Annotated in this window: 15 protein-coding genes; 7 read left to right on the top strand and 8 right to left on the bottom strand. The window is 74.0% G+C overall.

Features of this window, described 5'->3' with window-relative positions:
* Positions 1 to 31 precede the first annotated feature (31 nt).
* Positions 32 to 544 carry an EF-hand domain-containing protein gene (locus ACFYOV_RS20540; protein ID WP_389089536.1) on the bottom strand — a complete coding sequence of 171 codons (513 nt, stop codon included), beginning with the start codon at positions 542 to 544 and terminating at the stop codon, positions 32 to 34.
* Positions 545 to 718: 174 nt separating this feature from the next.
* Complete coding sequence (locus ACFYOV_RS20535) at positions 719 to 1099, bottom strand: STAS domain-containing protein (RefSeq protein WP_389089535.1); 381 nt, start codon at positions 1097 to 1099, stop codon at positions 719 to 721.
* Between the two features lie 367 nt (positions 1100 to 1466).
* Between ACFYOV_RS20535 and ACFYOV_RS20530 the strand changes: the two genes are divergently transcribed.
* Positions 1467 to 2048 carry a sigma-70 family RNA polymerase sigma factor gene (locus ACFYOV_RS20530; RefSeq protein ID WP_389089534.1) on the top strand — a complete coding sequence of 194 codons (582 nt, stop codon included), beginning with the start codon at positions 1467 to 1469 and terminating at the stop codon, positions 2046 to 2048.
* On the top strand, positions 2045 to 3304 hold the full coding sequence (locus ACFYOV_RS20525) for an MDMPI N domain containing protein (protein ID WP_389089532.1): 1260 nt from the start codon (positions 2045 to 2047) through the stop codon (positions 3302 to 3304). The genes ACFYOV_RS20530 and ACFYOV_RS20525 overlap by 4 nt, the downstream gene beginning before the upstream one ends.
* A gap of 85 nt (positions 3305 to 3389) precedes the next feature.
* On the opposite strand, the gene purU is transcribed toward ACFYOV_RS20525, so the two are convergent.
* Both purU and ACFYOV_RS20515 read right to left on the bottom strand, forming a co-directional pair.
* Positions 3390 to 4271, bottom strand: coding sequence for a formyltetrahydrofolate deformylase (gene purU, locus ACFYOV_RS20520; RefSeq protein WP_389089531.1), 882 nt, complete (start codon positions 4269 to 4271; stop codon positions 3390 to 3392).
* Between the two features lie 47 nt (positions 4272 to 4318).
* Positions 4319 to 4765, bottom strand: a complete 447-nt coding sequence (locus ACFYOV_RS20515; RefSeq protein ID WP_389089529.1) for a hypothetical protein — start codon at positions 4763 to 4765, stop codon at positions 4319 to 4321.
* Between the two features lie 172 nt (positions 4766 to 4937).
* On the opposite strand from ACFYOV_RS20515, the gene ACFYOV_RS20510 reads away from it, so the two are divergent.
* Positions 4938 to 6251, top strand: a complete 1314-nt coding sequence (locus tag ACFYOV_RS20510; protein ID WP_389089528.1) for an ABC transporter substrate-binding protein — start codon at positions 4938 to 4940, stop codon at positions 6249 to 6251.
* A gap of 78 nt (positions 6252 to 6329) precedes the next feature.
* Here ACFYOV_RS20510 and ACFYOV_RS20505 read toward each other — a convergent pair whose 3' ends face one another.
* Together ACFYOV_RS20505 and ACFYOV_RS20500 are read right to left on the bottom strand one after the other, a co-directional pair.
* Positions 6330 to 8096 (bottom strand): hypothetical protein, encoded by a 1767-nt coding sequence (locus ACFYOV_RS20505; protein ID WP_389089526.1) that lies wholly within the window; start codon positions 8094 to 8096, stop codon positions 6330 to 6332.
* Positions 8097 to 8295: 199 nt separating this feature from the next.
* The gene (locus ACFYOV_RS20500) at positions 8296 to 9681 is read right to left on the bottom strand and encodes a transcriptional regulator (protein WP_389089524.1); all 1386 of its coding nucleotides are present in this window, start codon (positions 9679 to 9681) and stop codon (positions 8296 to 8298) included.
* 370 nt (positions 9682 to 10051) lie between these two features.
* Here ACFYOV_RS20500 and ACFYOV_RS20495 point away from each other — a divergent pair, with 370 nt between their 5' ends.
* The 3 genes from ACFYOV_RS20495 (at position 10052) to ACFYOV_RS20485 (ending at position 13198) form a co-directional block, all read left to right on the top strand.
* Positions 10052 to 10705, top strand: a complete 654-nt coding sequence (locus ACFYOV_RS20495; protein ID WP_389089523.1) for a bifunctional DNA primase/polymerase — start codon at positions 10052 to 10054, stop codon at positions 10703 to 10705.
* Positions 10706 to 10817: 112 nt separating this feature from the next.
* The gene (locus tag ACFYOV_RS20490; RefSeq protein ID WP_389089522.1) at positions 10818 to 11609 is read left to right on the top strand and encodes an ABC transporter ATP-binding protein; all 792 of its coding nucleotides are present in this window, start codon (positions 10818 to 10820) and stop codon (positions 11607 to 11609) included.
* Positions 11606 to 13198: a transporter gene (locus ACFYOV_RS20485; protein WP_389089520.1), complete on the top strand. Its 1593-nt coding sequence runs from the start codon at positions 11606 to 11608 to the stop codon at positions 13196 to 13198. Before ACFYOV_RS20490 ends, ACFYOV_RS20485 begins: the two co-directional genes overlap by 4 nt.
* A 429-nt stretch (positions 13199 to 13627) precedes the next feature.
* Here the strand turns inward: ACFYOV_RS20485 and ACFYOV_RS20480 are convergent, their stop codons facing one another.
* Both ACFYOV_RS20480 and ACFYOV_RS20475 read right to left on the bottom strand, forming a co-directional pair.
* Positions 13628 to 14515, bottom strand: coding sequence for an alpha/beta fold hydrolase (locus ACFYOV_RS20480; RefSeq protein WP_389089518.1), 888 nt, complete (start codon positions 14513 to 14515; stop codon positions 13628 to 13630).
* Positions 14516 to 15124: 609 nt separating this feature from the next.
* Positions 15125 to 15817, bottom strand: a complete 693-nt coding sequence (locus ACFYOV_RS20475; protein WP_389089517.1) for a metal-dependent transcriptional regulator — start codon at positions 15815 to 15817, stop codon at positions 15125 to 15127.
* A gap of 281 nt (positions 15818 to 16098) precedes the next feature.
* Here ACFYOV_RS20475 and ACFYOV_RS20470 point away from each other — a divergent pair, with 281 nt between their 5' ends.
* The gene (locus ACFYOV_RS20470) at positions 16099 to 16854 is read left to right on the top strand and encodes an SIS domain-containing protein (protein WP_389089515.1); all 756 of its coding nucleotides are present in this window, start codon (positions 16099 to 16101) and stop codon (positions 16852 to 16854) included.
* Positions 16855 to 16859 lie beyond the last annotated feature (5 nt).

Below are 16859 nucleotides of genomic sequence, written 5' to 3'. Positions count from 1 at the left end.
GGCTCCGTGGGCGTGTCGGCCGCTGGTTCGGTTATTCCGGGACGGTGAAGTAGCGGGCGAAGGCGTGGACGACCTCTTCCTCGCCGATCCTGCCGTCGCCGTCGGCGTCCAGCGTGCCGGCGGCCGTACGGGCGCGGTCGTCCGGGACGCCGAGTACCTTCAGGACGCGGGCGGCGTCGTCCACGGTGGCCGCGCCGTCGCCGTCGGTGTCGGCCACGGCGAGCGCGGCGTGCAGGAAGGGGCGGGCGATCTCGGCGAACCGGTCCGGGTTGTCGCGCAGCCGCTTGACCGCGCCGTGCACGAACTCCTCGCGGGTGATGCGCTGGTCGCCGTCGCGGTCGGCGATGCCCGCCATGCCCTGCCAGAACGCCTCGGCGCCGACGTACAGGGCCTGGCCCTTGTCGGAGCGCGCCGCGACGGCGAACTCGTCGAGCAGCGCCTTGGCCGCTCCGCTGAAGTCCAGCCGGTCGATGTAGCCGTTGCCGTCCTGGTCGAAGGTGGCGAACCGGGCCGCGATCCTGCGCTCGTACTCGCTGGTGACCATGTCTTTTCAGGCCGCCTTAGGTCAGTGGGGTCGTCTCGCTCGGAGCGTACGTCGTGCGGGGGTGTCCCGGAGCGGGAAATCGACGCTTGTGCCAAGACCGGGGGAATTCCGGGACAACGGCGTGGCACGCGCGGGTGCGCAGGTCACGGCCGGCCCCTCGGCCGGGCGGCCGGGTCACGCCGACAGGGGGCGCGCGTCCTCGTCGACGGCGGAGGGGACGTCAGGGTGGATGTCGAAGAGGCGCCGTACGCCCAGCGCGCCGAGCACCTTGTTGACGTGACTGCCCTCCGCGGCGCCCTGGGCGGGCAGGATCAGCCGGAGACTGCCTTGGCACGAGCGCAGCAGCCGGCGGGCGGCAATGAGCACGCCGACGCCGCTGGAGTCGCAGAACCACACGTCGGACAGATCGAGGACGAGGCTGTGCCTGCCGTCGGCCACCACGTCGTGCACACGCTGGCGCAGCACGGGGGACGTCACCAGGTCCAGTTCGCCCGACACCCGGAGCACGGCCCACTCGCCCTGCTCTGCGTCGGTCACGTTGAAGGTCACCACCACGCCCCTCGCTCGCCGGAAACGGAAGCAGTCCCTACGCTTCCTTTGCAGCGTGGCTGCCCACCGGCCGTTCCCGCAAACACGATCCGGGAAACGGCCGCCGAACAGAAAAGGCTTGTTCCAGTCGACTTCGATCCGATTCGATCGGTTCCGATCATAGAGAGGGAGGGCAGGGGCACCCCGAACAGCAACCGGCGTGCTCGACGCGGTCCTTACCACCTGCGGCTCGACAGGGGGCGCACATTGCCACAAAGGGGCGTGCGCCGCCGAACGTGCCGACTACATTCGTGGTGACGGCGGACACACCCTGGGTCCGGACGTGACCGGTCCGATCCAGTCGCCGGGGAGGAGCAGAGGGCGAGGGGGACACATGACGAAACGGGACGTACCACCCCGGTGGGATCACAGGATGCAACAGCGGCTGGCCCGTGGGGAGGCTGCCGCCCTCGGTGAGCTCTACGACCGCTACGCCTCCCTGGTGTACGGCCTCGCCCACCGGGTGCTCGACGACGAGCGCGCCGCCGACGCCGTCACGCGGGACGTCTTCGCCCATGTCTGGGAGCACCCCGACTCCTACGACCCCGGGCAGGGCCCACTGCGCACCTGGATCGCCACGCTGACCCGCCTGCTGGCCGTGCGACGGCTGCGCACCACCGAGACCGCCGCCCTGGCCCGGGGCGGACCCGGCACGGCGGAGGAGCTGGAGCACAAGGTGCGCCGCGCCTCGGTCGCCGCCCGCGCCGACTACATCGTCCAGTCCATGCCGGCGCCGCTGCGCGCCGCGCTGGAACTGGCGTACTTCCAGCGCCGCGACTACCACCAGACGGCCGCCCGCCTCGGCGTCACCGACGACGAGGCCCGCCGCCGCCTGCGCCTCGGCCTGCAACTGCTGTCCACCGCCCACGACACCGAGACCCCGGACGCCCCGCCCGGAATCGGGGGTGCGGCGTGAGCGAGGACCGTTCCGCGCCCTCTGCCGCGCCCGAGGGGCGGCACACGGCCGCGGACTTCCCCGCGTCCGCGGGAAACGGGACGGACGGTACGGGCCGGACCGGCGGCGATCCGCCGGTGCCGGCGCACCCGGTGCTGAAGTCGCTGCTGGGGGCGTGGGCACTGGCCGCGTGCGGAGCCCAGGAGACGCTGGCCGTCGAGGAGCACCTCGGCGAGTGCGGCCCCTGCGCGGACGAGGCCCTGCGGCTGCGCGAGGCGGTCGGACTGCTCCAGCGGCCCGAGAGCCTCGACCCCGACCCCGGCCTGCGCACCCGCGTCCTCGAGTCCTGCCTGGAACGCCGCCCGCCGCGCATCCCCGTCCCCGAGTGGGCCGCCGCCTACGACGCCGAGACCGCGCGCCTGGACGCGCTGCTCCAGGACTTCGGCGACTCCGAGTGGCAGGCGCCGGTACGCCTGCGCTGGTACGAGGGCGACGAGGCGGCCACCCGGCGCACCACCGTCGCCGGGGTCATCGCCCATCTCATGACGGTCGACGGGCTGGTCGCGGTCGCGCTCGGCCTGGACGACCCGCTCGGCGGCGTCACGCCCGAGCGGCCCACCCCGGCCGCCCGCACCGAGGCGTACTGGCGGGCCGCCCGCGTCCCGCCCTCCCGCTCCGTCCGCGCTCCCTGGCGCGAGCAGACCCACACCCTGGTGCGGACGGTGTCCTTCACGGGCGGGGAGCCCTCGCTCGCCGGCGGCGGATCCGCGGAGGCGACCGGCGGGACCACGGTGCGGTACGGCGACTTCCAACTGCCGCTACGCGACGCGATGCTGGACCGTGCCTTCGAGTGCTGGGTGCACGCCGAGGACATCGCGGAGGCGGTGGACTACCCCTACGAGCCGCCCACCGGGCGGCATCTGCACCACATGGTCGACCTGGCCGCGCGGATGCTCCCGGCCGTCCTCGAGGAGCGCCGCCGGACCGGGCTGGCGGCCCCCGTGCAGCGGCACCTGGTCGCGGCCGGTGAACCGGGGCGCAGTCTGCGGCTGGAGATCGAGGGGTCCGGTGGCGGGGAGTGGCTGATACCGCTTGACTCCCCCGCCGCGAAGGGCTCCGCCGAGCACGAGGTGGCCCATGTGGCGCTGGACGGCGCGGAATTCTGCCGTCTGGCCGCCGGCCACGTCCCTCCGCGGGAGGCCGCGGCCGGGCAGGTCGGCGACCGCGAGGCGATCAGGGACGTCCTGCTGGCGGCGGCCTCACTGAGCCGGATGTAGCCGCGAGGCGGCCGGGGAAGGGCGGCTCACGAAGCGCCGGGCCGAGCCGGGCCGGGGCGTCCGGCCCCCGGGCAGGAAGCCCCGGCTAGCCGAAGACCACGGTGCGCCGGCCGTTCAGCAGGATGCGGCGCTCGGCGTGCCACTTGACCGCGCGGGCCAGCGCCTGGCACTCCACGTCGCGGCCGACGGCGACGAGCCCCTCGGGGGTCACGTCGTGACCGACCCGCTCGACCTCCTGCTCGATGATGGGGCCCTCGTCGAGGTCGGCGGTGACGTAGTGCGCGGTGGCGCCGATCAGCTTCACGCCCCGGGCGTGCGCCTGGTGGTACGGCTTGGCGCCCTTGAAGCTCGGCAGGAAGGAGTGGTGGATGTTGATGATCCGCCCGGAGAGCTGCTTGCACAGGTCGTCCGAGAGCACCTGCATGTAGCGGGCGAGGACGACGAGTTCGACCTTCTCCTCGCGCACGATGTCCAGCAGCCGCGCCTCCGCCTCGGGCTTGGTGTCCCTCGTCACGGGGATGTGGTGGAAGGGGATGTTGTACGAGGACACCAGTTCGGCGAAGTCGGTGTGATTGGACACCACCCCGGCGATCTCCACCGGCAGCGCGCCGGTCCGCGCGCGGAAGAGCAGGTCATTCAGGCAGTGACCGAACCTGCTGACCATGAGGAGGATGCGCATCTTCTCGTCGGCCCGGTTGAGCTGCCAGTCCATGTGGAAGGAGTCACCGATCGCCGCGAAGCTGGCCCGCAGCTTCTCCAGCGTCACCGGGGCGTCCGCCGAGAAGTGCACCCGCATGAAGAACAGCCCGGTGTCGTGGTCGCCGAACTGCTGGCTGTCCTCGATGTTGCAGCCAGTCATGAACAGGTAGCTCGACACGGCGTGCACGATGCCCTGCTTGTCGGGGCAGGACAGGGTCAGGACGTACTGGTCGGCCGGGGCCGCTGCTCGGGTGGGCTGCTCGCTCATGCACAAAAGGGTCCCACACGCGCCAGGGCCCCCGGGCGGCCGTTCCGTCACGCGGACCGGGTGAGGATCCGCAGCACCTCGAGGGTGCGCGGCGGGGCGTCCGGGTCCTCGCCGTCGCTCACCGCCATCCGCACGTGCGCGTCCCGCGCGGCCCGTACCGCCTCGGGCCATCCCTGGTGCTCGAGGTAGGCCGTGACCAGCGCGTCGGGGCCGACCTGGTGCATGATCCGCAGCACGCGCAGCACCGCGGTGTCGACGAGCGCCGCCTCCTGCGAGTCCCGGAAGATCGTGCCGACGTACTTCTCCGCGGACCAGTTGTCCAGCCAGGTGTCCTCTACCAGCCGGTAGACCGCGTCGGTCACGTCGCCGTAGCCGTCCACCCCGGCCAGCCAGACCTCCCGCTGGAACACGGGGTCGGAGAGCATGTGCAGCGCGGAGCGCACATTGCTGCGCCAGCGCCACCACGGCATGTCGTTGAGTGGCATGCCGCCCATGGTGGAGGAGCGACGGCCGCGACGGGAAGAGTTCTCCGAACCTTGCACGGTCGTCGATCGTACGTTTCCTCCCGGCGTGACTCCCACCGGACCCCGCAATTCACCTCCAGGTCACCGGCCGTTGACCAACGGTCACTCCAGGGTTGGCCGTGTGGGGGAATCGTGCGTGTCCATGACCGGCAGGCGACGCATCCGCAGCACTTTCCTCCTCCGCCTCCTCACCCGGCCCGGCCGAGTCGGGACCCTGACCACGGGCACGCTGGTGGCGTGCGTGACGCTCACCGCCGGCTGCGGGGTCGTCCCCGGTGCCACGGGGGGCTCCGGGGACGACGGCCCGATCATCGTCATGACGTGGGCACCGGAGAACACCGACACCACCAACAAACCCGGCATGCCCGCGTTCGCCCGAGCCTACGCCCGGTGGGTCAACGAGCGCGGCGGCATCAACGGCCGCGAACTCGAGATCCTCACCTGCAACGACCAGAACGACACCGTGGCCGCCGCACGCTGCGCCCGGCGCGCGGTCAAGGAGAAGGCTGTCGCGGTCGTCGGCTCCTACAGCGAGTTCGCCGACTCCTTCCTGCCCACCCTGGAGGGCGCCGGCATCCCGTACATCGGCGGCTACGGCATCACCGACGACGAGTTCACCAGCCCCCTGTCCTACCCCGTCAACGGCGGCCAGCCGGCCCTGCTGGCCGGCCTCGGCCGCACCCTCGCCGGCACCTGCGGGCCGGTCACCCTGATCCGGCCGGACACCATCGCGGGCGACCAGCTGCCCCGGCTGCTCGACTCGGGCCTGGAGGCCGGCGGTCACCCGGCGGCCGGGGACCAGCGGGCCGCGGAGAACGCCACCGAGTACGACGGCCAGTCCCAGCGGGCCCTCGGGCAGGCCACCGGGGACCCGGACCGGCGCGGCTGTGTGGTGCCCGCGCTCGGGGACCGCACCGGCACCTTCATGGACTCCTTCCGGCGGATCCGCGAGGACTTCCCGCAGGTGCGCACCGCCACCGTGCTCGGCAGCGTCGACCAGACCACGATCGACGCGTCCGGCGGGGCGTCGGGGCCCTACGAGGGGTCGTACGTCACCGGCTGGTACCCGGCGGCGTCCGACCCGCGCTGGGCCCCGATGAAGAAGGTGATCAAGGAGCAGGCGTTCGGCGACAACCGGATCGACGCCGCGGACGCCGGGGTGCAGACCACCTGGATCGCCTACACGGTGTTCCGGCAGGTCGTGGAGTCGCTCGGCGACGGCGAGGTGAGCGCCGACACCGTGACGCGGGCCCTGGACGGCGGGCTGAAGGTGAGCACGGGCGGGCTCACCCCCGAGCTGGAGTGGAAGTTCCAGGACGAGCTGGCCGCGGTCGGCTATCCGCGGCTGGTCAACGCGAACGTGACCCTCCAGGTGGTCAGGGACGGGCAGCTGGTGGCGGCCGGCAAGGGCTTCACGGACGTGACGCGGACGCTGCACGAGGCGGACCTCTCCTGACCGCGCGCGGCACGTGGCGCGGCGGGGGCGGACCCCCGGGCCCGCCCCCCGTGCGTCGCGCGGCCGTCGGCCGCGCGGTCAGAGCTGGGTCGGCCGACGCTCGGTCAGGCCGTACTCCCTCGCGATGGCGTTCCACAGCGGGGCGGCCTTGGCCTTCTCGGTGGTCGCCGTGCCGCTGGCCCGGTTGCCGGCCTGGGTCTCCCCGGTGCTGCGGGCCTGGCCCTTCTTGCAGCTCTTCTGCCCGGCCACCTGGTCGGCCCAGGCGGCGTAGTGGTTGTCGGCCGACGCCGATGCCCGCCACGCCTTGGTGAGCGCGGTGGTCAGGGCCGCGTTGTCGGGCAGCTTGTCCACGGAGAGGCCGGAAAGGTCGGTGACCAGCTGGGTGCGCTGACGGGCCGCGTCGCGCAGGTCCTTGGCGGCCTGGGTCAGGTTCCGGCAGGCCTTCACGTCGGCGACCGCGTTGATCACGGCGGTGCGGCTGTCGCCGCTGTCCGCCAGCAGCTTGTCCAGCTCGACGGCCTGCTGCCGGGCCGGATCGGCGGACGGCGAGGACGAGGGCTCCTGGCTCGCGGGGGCGGTGGCGGACACGGGCTGGTTGGGGCCGCCGTCGTCGTTTCCCCCGCCGCCGGCGAGCAGCGCGCCCGCCCCGATGCCGAGGACGGCGATGCCGACGCCGATCGCGGCGATGAGCGGCACCCGTGAACCGGTACGGCCGCGGCCTCCCCGGCCGCCCTCGTCCTCGCCGTACGCGGCGCGCCGGCCGCCGCCCGGCCCGGACGGGGCGTGGGCGTACGGGTCCGACGGGCGGGCGGGGTGCGCGGCATCCACGCGGGGCAGCTGCTGGGTGGCGCCGGCCGGGCCGTGGGCGCCCTCGCTGCGGAAGAGGTTGTCGAACTCGGCGGGCGGCTGCCGGTTGCCGTCACCGGACGGGGCGCCGTAGGGCGCGGGTCCGTCGGTCACCGGGGCGATGTACTGGGTGGCCTCGGCGTCCGGGCCGTGCCCGGCGGGTGGCAGCGGCCCGGCGCCGGCGCGGGGCCCGCCCCGCGCCGGGAGTCCCAGGTAGCGGGTGGTCTCGGAGTCGTGTTCGGCGGGCGCCTCCGGGGGCAGTGCTCCCGGGCCCGCCGGGGGTATGTACTGCGTCGCCCCCTCGTCCGGGGCGGCGGCCACCGGCGGCAGGTACTGCGTAGCGCCCTCGGGGCCGCCCGGGACGGGCGGGAGGTACTGGGTCGCGCCTTCGGGAGACACGGGCGGCAGCGGCGCACCGGAGGTGCCGGAGGGCGGGCCGTAGGCGCCGCCCGCGGCGGGCGCACCGTACGCGGCACCGCCCTGTCGGGGCGGCAGTCCGCCGCCCGGCCCCTGCTGCCCGTGGCCGGGCACCCCGTGGGAGCCGGCGGCGCCCCGCGGGGCGGACGGGGCCGCTCCGTGGGCGCCGGGCTGCGGCAGGGATGCCGAAGCACCGCCGTCCCGGCCGTGGGCGGCGGCGCCGGTGCGCGACGAGGGCGGCGCGCCCTCGGGCGGCAGCGGGCCCGGGCCCGCCTGGCCGGCGCCGGGCGCGTGCCGGGCACCCCAGGGAGCGGGGTTCTGGGCGCCCCACTGCCCGGCGGGCGGGGACTGCCAGTCCTGGGCGGGTGCCGGGGGCGGCGACTGCTGCGGACCGTGGCTCCACTGCCCGTCCGGGGTCGGGGCGCCGGGCGGTGCGGAGCCGGGCGTGCGGTCGGCCCGCGGGCCGGCGCCGGGGCCGCCCGTCACGCCGGGCAGCACGGGCTCGCCGCCGTCGGAGGGCAGCACGATGCCTTCGCGCGCGGGGGGCGCCGAGGGCTCCTCGCCCTGTCCACTCTGCGTCACCGGGACTCCTACCGATGGGGGACCTTGGGAAGTGTCGGCTCACGCTACCGGGTCCCCGGAGCCCGGTGCCACGCAGCACGGGGCCCGCCGCCGTGCCCTGTGAGCGCGGCAACACCACCGGGGGCGGAACGCCGTTCAGCTCACCTCCTCCGCGCCGCTCCGGCGTTCCCCCGCGTTCACCTCCCGGCGCCCCCCGCGTTCACGCCGCCACCTGCAGGCCCGTCCGCGCCCCGAACTCCCGCACCACCGGCTCCTCCCGGTACGGCTCGAGCCGCTGCTGGAGGTCCTCCAGGTACTCGGCGCCCCGGTGGGACCTGAGCCCCTCCAGCAGTTCCACGGCCTTCGTGCCGGTGGTGCAGGCCTGTTCGATCTCCCGTTGCTGCACCTGGGCGGTGGCCAGCAGCACGTAGCCGATCGCCCGCCGCCGCGCCCGCGACTCCGGATGCCCGGCCAGGGCCTCCCGCGCGCACCGCGCGGCCGCCTCGGCCTGTCCCAGGTCACGGTGGCAGTGCGCCAACTCGTCGGCGAGATAGGCCTCGTCGAAGTGCGCGATCCACGCCGGGTCGTCCCCGGAGGCGGAGTCGGCCGCTTCCATGGCGCTCACCGCCCGGCCGGCCGCCGTCTGCGCGGCGCGTGCGTCGCCCATCAGCGCGTGCCCGCGCGCCTCGGCCGCGTGGAACATGGCCTCCGCTCGGGGGCTCACGCGCCCCCGCGCGCCCTCCTGCGCCGCACGCGCCAACTGTGCGATCTCGCGCGGGTTCCCGAGCTGCGCGGCCAGGTGGCTCATGGAGGCGGCGAGCACGTACCCGCCGTAACCACGGTCCCCGGCCGCCTGGGCCAGGCGCAGGGCCTGGATGTAGTAGCGCTGGGCCAGACCCGGCTGCCCGGTGTCGACGGCCATGTACCCGGCGAGTTCGGTCAGCCGCGCCACCGCGGCGAACAGGTCGCGTCCCACGGCCTCCCGGTACGACCCCGCCAGCAGCCCCGATACCACGCTGTTGAGGTAGTGCACGACGACCGGGCGCACGTGTCCGCTGCCGTACTGGTGGTCCAGGTCCACCAGCGCCTGGGTCATGTCCCGTACGGCCCCGACGTCGGACTGGCCCACGCGAGGCCCCGCCGAGCGCGCCACCTGGGCGTCCGGGGAGGAGATCAGCCAGTCACGGCTGGGCTCCACCAGCGCGGACGAGGCGACGGAGGAACCGGACAGGAAGTCCCGCCGCCCCACGTCGCTGCGCCACAGCTCACACACCTGCTCGATGGCCCCCAGCACGGTCGGCGAGAACTGGAGACCGACGCCGGACGCGAGGTTCTTGCCGTTGGCCATCCCGATCTCGTCGATCGTGACCGTACGGCCCAGTTTGCGTCCCAGCGCCTCCGCGATGATCGCCGGTGCCCGGCCCCGCGGCTGTTGTCCGCGCAACCAGCGCGCCACCGACGTCTTGTCGTACCTCAGGTCCAGGCCGTGCTCGGCGCCGCACATGTTGACCCTGCGGGCCAGACCGGCGTTGGAGCAGCCGGCTTCCTGGATGAGCGCCTGCAGCCGTTCGTTCGGCTGCCGCGCGACGAGAGGCCTTGCGGCCATTGGCGTACCCCCTGCTGTCTCGGCGGCTCGCCCCCGGGGTGCTGACGCATCCCTTCGGCTCGCACGCCGTGCGGCTGCGGTGCCTGCCCACGCACCGAGTTGACGTGTCCTCCTCGGCCGGCCCCTCGCGTCCCGGCGAAGGGATCGGCCGTGAAGATCAATGCCCCGCCTAGATGCCGACAATGCGAGGCATGTGAGGATTGCCGGTTACCGGCCGTCGCCGGTCCCCCTCGTGGCTACCCAGCCGTCGACTCCGATCCTCCCGCGCGCCCCCGCACATGCACCCATGCGCCCCGGCCACGGGACCGGTGCTCCTCCCCCGCGCATGGCCTGGGCGTAACTCCTCGTGACGGCCGTAGTTGTGTTCATCGTGGAAGAGACGATCCAGGGCATCGACGTCGTACAGATCCCGGAGCAGCGCGGGCCGTCGCTGCTGGACACCGCGGTCCGCTATGTGGAGGAGCGCCACTGGGAGGTGTTCCCGGGGACCTGGCTGGAGGCCGTGGAGGGGGTGCAGCGCTGCTCGTGCGGGGACGCCGCGTGCCCCGCCCCCGGCGCACACCCGGCCGGCCCGGACTGGCCGGCCCGGGCGACGGGCAGCGCGACCGTCGCCCGCCGCCTGTGGCAGACGCGGCCGGCGGCGTCGGTCCTGCTGCCCACCGGCCGTACCTTCGACGCCGTCTCGGTGCCGGAGACGGCCGGGTTCCTCGCCCTGGCCCGGATGGAGCGGATGGGGATGACCCTCGGGCCGGTGACGCTGACGCCGGACCGCCGCACGGAGTTCTTCGTGCTGCCCGGCGCCGCGGCGAAGGTGCCGGACCTGGTGCGCGCTCTGGGCTGGTCGCCGTCCTCGCTGGACCTGACGGTGCTGGGCGAGGGCGCGTACGTGGCCGCGCCTCCGACGCGGTTCGGGTCGCGCGGGGCCGTGCAGTGGGCCTGCCGGCCGACGCGGGCGAATCGGTGGCTGCCGGATGTGGAGGAGGTGGTGTCGCCGTTGGCGTACGCGTGCGGGCGGGACCGGTAGGGGTCGCTCCGGCGTCGCGCAGGCCGGCGGTCCGGTGGCTGCGGGTGTCGTGTGGTTGACCGCGCGGTGCCCCGCGCTCCTTTGAGGCACGCCTTTCCCCCGTAGGGTTCACGTGACGGAGGGAGACGTCGTGGATGCAGCAGCCGTGCGCGTGCGAGGGCTCTGGAAGCGGTTCGGGCAGCAGGTCGCCGTGGGCGGGATCGATCTGGAGCTGCCCGCGGGCCGGTTCATCGGGCTCGTCGGGCCGAACGGGGCCGGGAAGACCACCACGTTGTCGATGGTGACCGGGCTGCTGCGGCCCGACCAGGGCACCGTCGAGGTCGTCGGGCACGACGTGTGGCGCGACCCGGTCGCGGTCAAGGCGCGGATCGGGGTGCTGCCGGAGGGGCTGCGGCTGTTCGAGCGCCTCTCGGGGCGTGAACTGCTGTCGTACACCGGGCGGTTGCGCGGACTGCCCGGCACGGAGGTGGACAAGCGCACCACCCAGCTCCTGGACGTCCTCGACCTGGCCGGCGCCCAGCACAAGCTGGTGGTCGACTACTCGACCGGGATGCGCAAGAAGATCGGGCTCGCCGCGGCCCTGTTGCACAACCCCGAAGTCCTCTTCCTGGACGAGCCGTTCGAGGGCGTCGACCCGGTCTCCGCGCAGACCATCCGCGGTGTTCTGGAGCGGTACACCGCCTCCGGCGCCACGGTCGTGTTCTCCTCCCACGTCATGGAGCTGGTCGAGTCGCTGTGCGACTGGGTCGCGGTGATGGCCGCCGGCCGGATCCGCGCCCACGGCCCGCTCGCCGAGGTGCGCGGGGACGCGCCCTCCCTCCAGCGGGCGTTCCTGGAACTCGTCGGCGCGAGCGGCCGCGACGCGGGTTCCGACCTGGACTGGCTGGGCGGCGGGGCCCGGTGAGCGCACCGGCCGTCACCGCCGTCCTCGTCCGGCTGAAGCTGTCCCTGCTGAGGAACGGGCTGCGGCAGTCCGGCGGGCGCAGGGCCGCCTACATCGCCTCGGCGGTCGTCGCGCTGCTGTTCGCCGCGCTCCAGCTGATCGGCCTGATCGCACTGCGCGGCTTCGGGCACGTCGAGTCACTGGTGGTGCTGCTGGTCGCGGTGCTGGGGCTGGGCTGGGCGGTGATGCCGCTGTTCTTCCCCAGCGGAGACGAGACCCTGGACCCGACCCGGCTGGTGATGCTGCCGCTGCGGCCCCGCCCCCTGGTGCGGGCCCTGCTCACGGTCTCCCTGGTGGGCATCGGGCCGCTGTTCACGCTGTGCCTGCTCGCCGGTTCCGTGATCGCCGTGGCGCACGGCGGTGCCGCCTTCACGGTGGGCGTGCTCGCGGTGCCGCTGGCGCTGCTGGTGTGCGTGGCGCTGGCCCGCGCGGTCGCCGCGGCCAACGTACGGCTGCTGACCAGCCGCAGGGGCCGGGACCTCGCGGTGCTCAGCGGGCTGGTGATCGCGGTCGGCGCGCAGCTGGTCAACTTCGGTGCGCAGCGCCTCGGTTCGTCTGGTCTGGCGCAGCTCGACCCGGCGGCGGACGTCCTGCGGTGGATCCCGCCGGCGTCCGCGATCGGCGCGGTCCACTCGGTGGGCCAGGGCGCGTACGGTACCGGTGCCGCGCAACTGGTCCTGAGCGCGGCGGCGCTCGCGGGGCTGCTGGCCGCGTGGTCCCGGTCCCTCACCCGGCTGATGACCTCGCCCGACGGGTCCACGCTGCCGTCCGGCGGGGAGGCCGTGCGCGACCGCTCCTCCAGCGGGCTCGCCCGGCTGCTGCCCGCGGGCCGCACCGGCACGGTCGTGGAGCGCAGTCTGCGCTACGTGTGGCGGGACCCCAAGACCAAGGCGGCGTGGGTGACGTCGCTGGCGATCGGGCTGATCGTGCCGGTGTTCAACGCCTGGCAGGGCACCGGATCGGTCTACTTCGCCTGTTTCGCCGCCGGGATGCTCGGCATCCAGATGTACAACCAGTTCGGCCAGGACACGTCCGCGTTCTGGATGGTGGCCATGACGATCTCGTCCCCCCGGGACGCCTACGTCGAACTGCGGGCCCGCGCGCTGGCCCTGCTGCTGATCACCCTGCCGTACGCCACGCTGGTCACGGTCCTGACGACCGCGATGCTGGGCGACTGGCCGCGGCTGCCGGAGGCGCTGGGCCTGTCCCTCGCCCTGCTCGGCGCGATGCTCGCGACCGGTGCCTGGACCTCGGCGCGCTTTCCCTACTCCATCCCGCAGGAGGGCTACAAGAACGTCGCCCCGGGGCAGACCGGGCTCGCCTGGATCTCCATCTTCGGCGGCATGATCGCGGCGGCCGTGCTGTGCGCGCCGGTCATCGCGCTCGCGATATGGCTGAACGTGCGCGCGGGCGGGGACGCGTGGACCTGGCTGCTGCTGCCCCTGGGCACGCTGTACGGGGCGGCCCTGACCCTGCTGGGCCTGCGCCTGGCCGCCCCCCAGACGGCCCGCCGGCTGCCGGAGATCCTCACGGCGGTCAGCAAGGGGTGAGCCGGGCCCCCGGCGGCGGGGGACGTGCGCGGGCGGCCCAGGCGCGAGGCGGACGCGGGCGGCCCGGACGGGCGCGGAGGCGGGCGGCCCCAAATGGGCGCGGAGGCTGCGCGGGACAGCCCGGCACAGGCACGGCAGCCGGGGACGGGCAGCCGCGCCAGGCACACACGACCCGGCACAGGCACGGACGACCCGGGACGAGGCCGACTACCGGAGACGGACGGCCCGGCACAGGCGCGGAGGCGGACGCGGACGGCCCCAAATGGGCGCGGAGGCTGCGCGAACGGCCTGGCACAGGCGTGGAGGGGAAGGCGGACAGCCCGGGACAGGCACGGCAGCCGGGCACGGGGCAGCCGGGGGCCACGGGGCGGGGGCCGGGCCGTGCGGCTCCCAGGGACGAGCGGGAAGCGCGGGCGTCTCCCGGGCGGGTCAGGGTTCGCGCAGGGTGTCCAGGAACGGTTCGATCGCCGACCGCCAGCCCTCCGGCTGGTCGTAGTGGACCAGGTGACCGGCGTCGGCGACCTCCGCGTACTGACCGCGGGGCAGCACGCGGACCATCTCCTGGGCCTCGGCCCGACCCAGCTCGCCGTCCAGTCCCCGGACCACCAGCGCGGGGCAGCGCACCTGGGCCAGCTCCTCCCAGTGCGCGTCGTACACCCAGGTCTCCCGGGAGCGCAGCATCTGCTCCGGGTCGAAGACCGGACGCCAGCCGTCCGGCGCCTCGGTCATCACCTCCGCGTAGAACTCGCCCCGGGCCGGATTCGGCCGTTCCACCCACGGATCGTCCTCGCCGAACCACTTTCGGACGTCGGCGAGCGTGGCGAAGGGCACCGGCCAGGCCTTGAACCACTCCGCCCACTCGCGCTGCGAGGCCGCGCCGAGCGCGGAGGCCCGCATGTCGCAGATGATCACGCCGCGCACCAGGTCGGGGCGCTTGGCGGCAAGCTGCCAGGCGGTCAGCGCACCCATGGCGTGGCCGACGAGGACGGCGGGACCGAACCCGAGCTGTTCGAGCGCGGCCTCGGCGTCGTCGACGTAGGCGTCCCGGGTGAAGGACGCGTGCGGGGGCTTCTCGCTGCGGCCGTGGCCCCGTTGGTCGAGGGCGACGGCCCGGTACCGCGCGGAGAGCCAGCGGGCGGTGGAGGCCCAGTGCGAGGCACGGCCCATCAGTCCGTGCAGTAACAGCACCCCGGGGGCGCCCCGGGCCGCACCGGACTCCCGCGCAGCGTCCTCGGTCCCGGGCTTGGGCGGGTCGCCGAACTCCCAGGCCGCGAGACGTACGCCGTCCGCCCCGGTCACGTCGATGCGTCGCGCCATGGTCCTGGCACCCCCAAGCTCCGCTGTCTGCCGTGCTTGCCTTGCCTGCTGCTGCCGCTGTCGTCGGTGCTGCCACCGCTGCGCGCCCACCGGCGCGTGCGGGCCGTGCGGGTGTCGCGTACATCCTTGTAGCGCGTGTTCCGCTTGGCGCATCACCCCGGGAAGACTATCGAATGCGTATTCGAAAACGCCGTCTCGGCCGACAACACCCCTCGTTCGAGTGACCCCCCTCAAGGATTGATCGTCGTCGCCGAGGGGAGATCTTCAGCGGGAGGCGGACCGCTCGGGGAAACCGGTCCGAGGGGAATGACCCTGAGAGCTCGGGGCTCCGGGTCAGCACAGGGGAGGACAGGCCCCGGCGCCACGTGGCGCCGGGGCCCTTCACGTGGTCACGGCACATCGTCCCGCCCCTCCCCGGCCGGGCGACATCGCTGTCCGGTGCCGGCCAAGAGCTCCTCAGGTCATATGCCTCACGCGACAGCCTCGCACGTGATTCCGGGCGGGCGCTGCGATTCGCCGCACTGGATCTTGGAATCGACGGGATCGCGCCGGTGTGGCAACAAACCGGCGTGCTGGGGCACCTGACGGACCGTCGGCGGGTGGCCGGGATCAGGGCTTGGCGACGAACACGTGGGAGGCGACGTCCGCCTCCAGCTCGGCCGCCTCGCCGCCGCTGCCCACCAGCACACCGCCCGCCGACTCGGTCACGCTGACCACCGAGCCGGGCTGCACGCCCGCCCGGCGCAGCGTGTACATCAGCTGCGCGTCCGTCTGGATCGGCTCGCCGATCCGGCGCACGACGACCGTCTTGCCCTCGATCCCGGGGTCGAGATCGGCCAGCGACACCATGCCCTCGTCCAGGAACGGGTCGGCACCGTCCTTCTCCCCCAGCTCCTCCAGGCCCGGGATCGGGTTGCCGTACGGCGACTCGGTCGGGTGCCGCAGCAGCTCCAGCACACGGCGCTCGACGGCCTCGCTCATCACGTGCTCCCAGCGGCAGGCCTCGGCGTGCACCTGCTCCCACTCCAGGCCGATCACGTCGACCAGCAGGCACTCGGCGAGGCGGTGCTTGCGCATGACGCGGGTGGCCAGCCGACGGCCCTCGTCGGTCAGCTCCAGGTGCCGGTCGCTGGCGACGGACACCAGGCCGTCGCGCTCCATCCGTGCCACCGTCTGGCTGACCGTCGGCCCGCTCTGGTCGAGCCGCTCGGCGATCCGGGCACGCATGGGGACCACACCTTCCTCCTCCAGCTCGAGGATGGTGCGGAGATACATCTCCGTGGTGTCGATCAGTCCGGACATACGTGCCCCTCGATTAGCTCTGCGATTAGCTGTGCCGGAGGCTGGACGGCTCACCGGCGCGTGCGCTGGCCCAGACCTCAATTCTGACGCATGCGGCCGACAACCGTGCCGCACCGTGGGAACGCGGGGTTCCGGCCCGGCGGCGCGGGGCCCCGCACGACCTCGGCCCCCTCTCTCCGCCTCCGCCCCGCCCTACGGCGGGAGGGGTCGGCCGTATTGACACGGCACTGGTCCAGACCGCACGGTGATCCGCGACACAGCCACCCCGGAAGGGAACCCGCATGAGCGACCGCACGCCGGCCGGCCAGTTCCTCGACGCCGCGATCGACCTGTTGCAGCGGGTCCGCGACGAGGAGGCCGGCGCCATCGCGGCCGCGGGCACGCTGCTCGCCGACACGGTGGCGGACGGCGGCCGGCTGTTCGCCTTCGGCGCCGGGCACTCCTCGCTGGCCGCACAGGACCTCGTCTACCGCGCGGGCGGCCTGGCCCTGATGAACCTGCTCACCGTCCCGGGCGCCGTGGGCGTCGACGTCACGCCGGCCACGCTGGGCTCGGCCCTGGAGCGTGTCGACGGGCTCGCGACCGCCGTGCTCGACGCGTCCCCGCTGCGCGCGGGAGACGCGCTGGTGATCGTCTCCCTGTCCGGGCGCAACGCGCTGCCCGTGGAGATGGCCATACACGCCCGCTCCCTCGGCGCGCGGGTGATCGGCGTGACCTCGGTGGCGTACGCGACGCGGACGACGTCCCGGCACTCCTCGGGGACGTTCCTCAAGGACCACTGCGACGTCGTCCTCGACTCCCGGATCGCGGTCGGCGACGCGGAACTCACCCTGGACGACGTCCCGGCGCCCTTCGCCCCGGCCTCCACGGTCGTCACGACCGCCCTCCTCCAGGCCGTCATGGCCACCACGGCCGCCACCCTCGCCGACCGGGGCATCGAACCGCCGCTCCTGCGCTCCGGCAACGTCGACGGCGGCCACGATTGGAACGCCCGCGTCTTCGAGCAGTACCGGGACCGCATCTTCTACCTTCACTGAGCCGC

The organism is Streptomyces sp. NPDC005931 (genome assembly GCF_042871235.1).
Classification (GTDB): Bacteria; Actinomycetota; Actinomycetes; order Streptomycetales; family Streptomycetaceae; genus Streptomyces.
The sequence above is the reverse complement of the archived record's forward strand: the minus strand, read 5'-3'. Positions and strand labels throughout refer to the sequence as shown.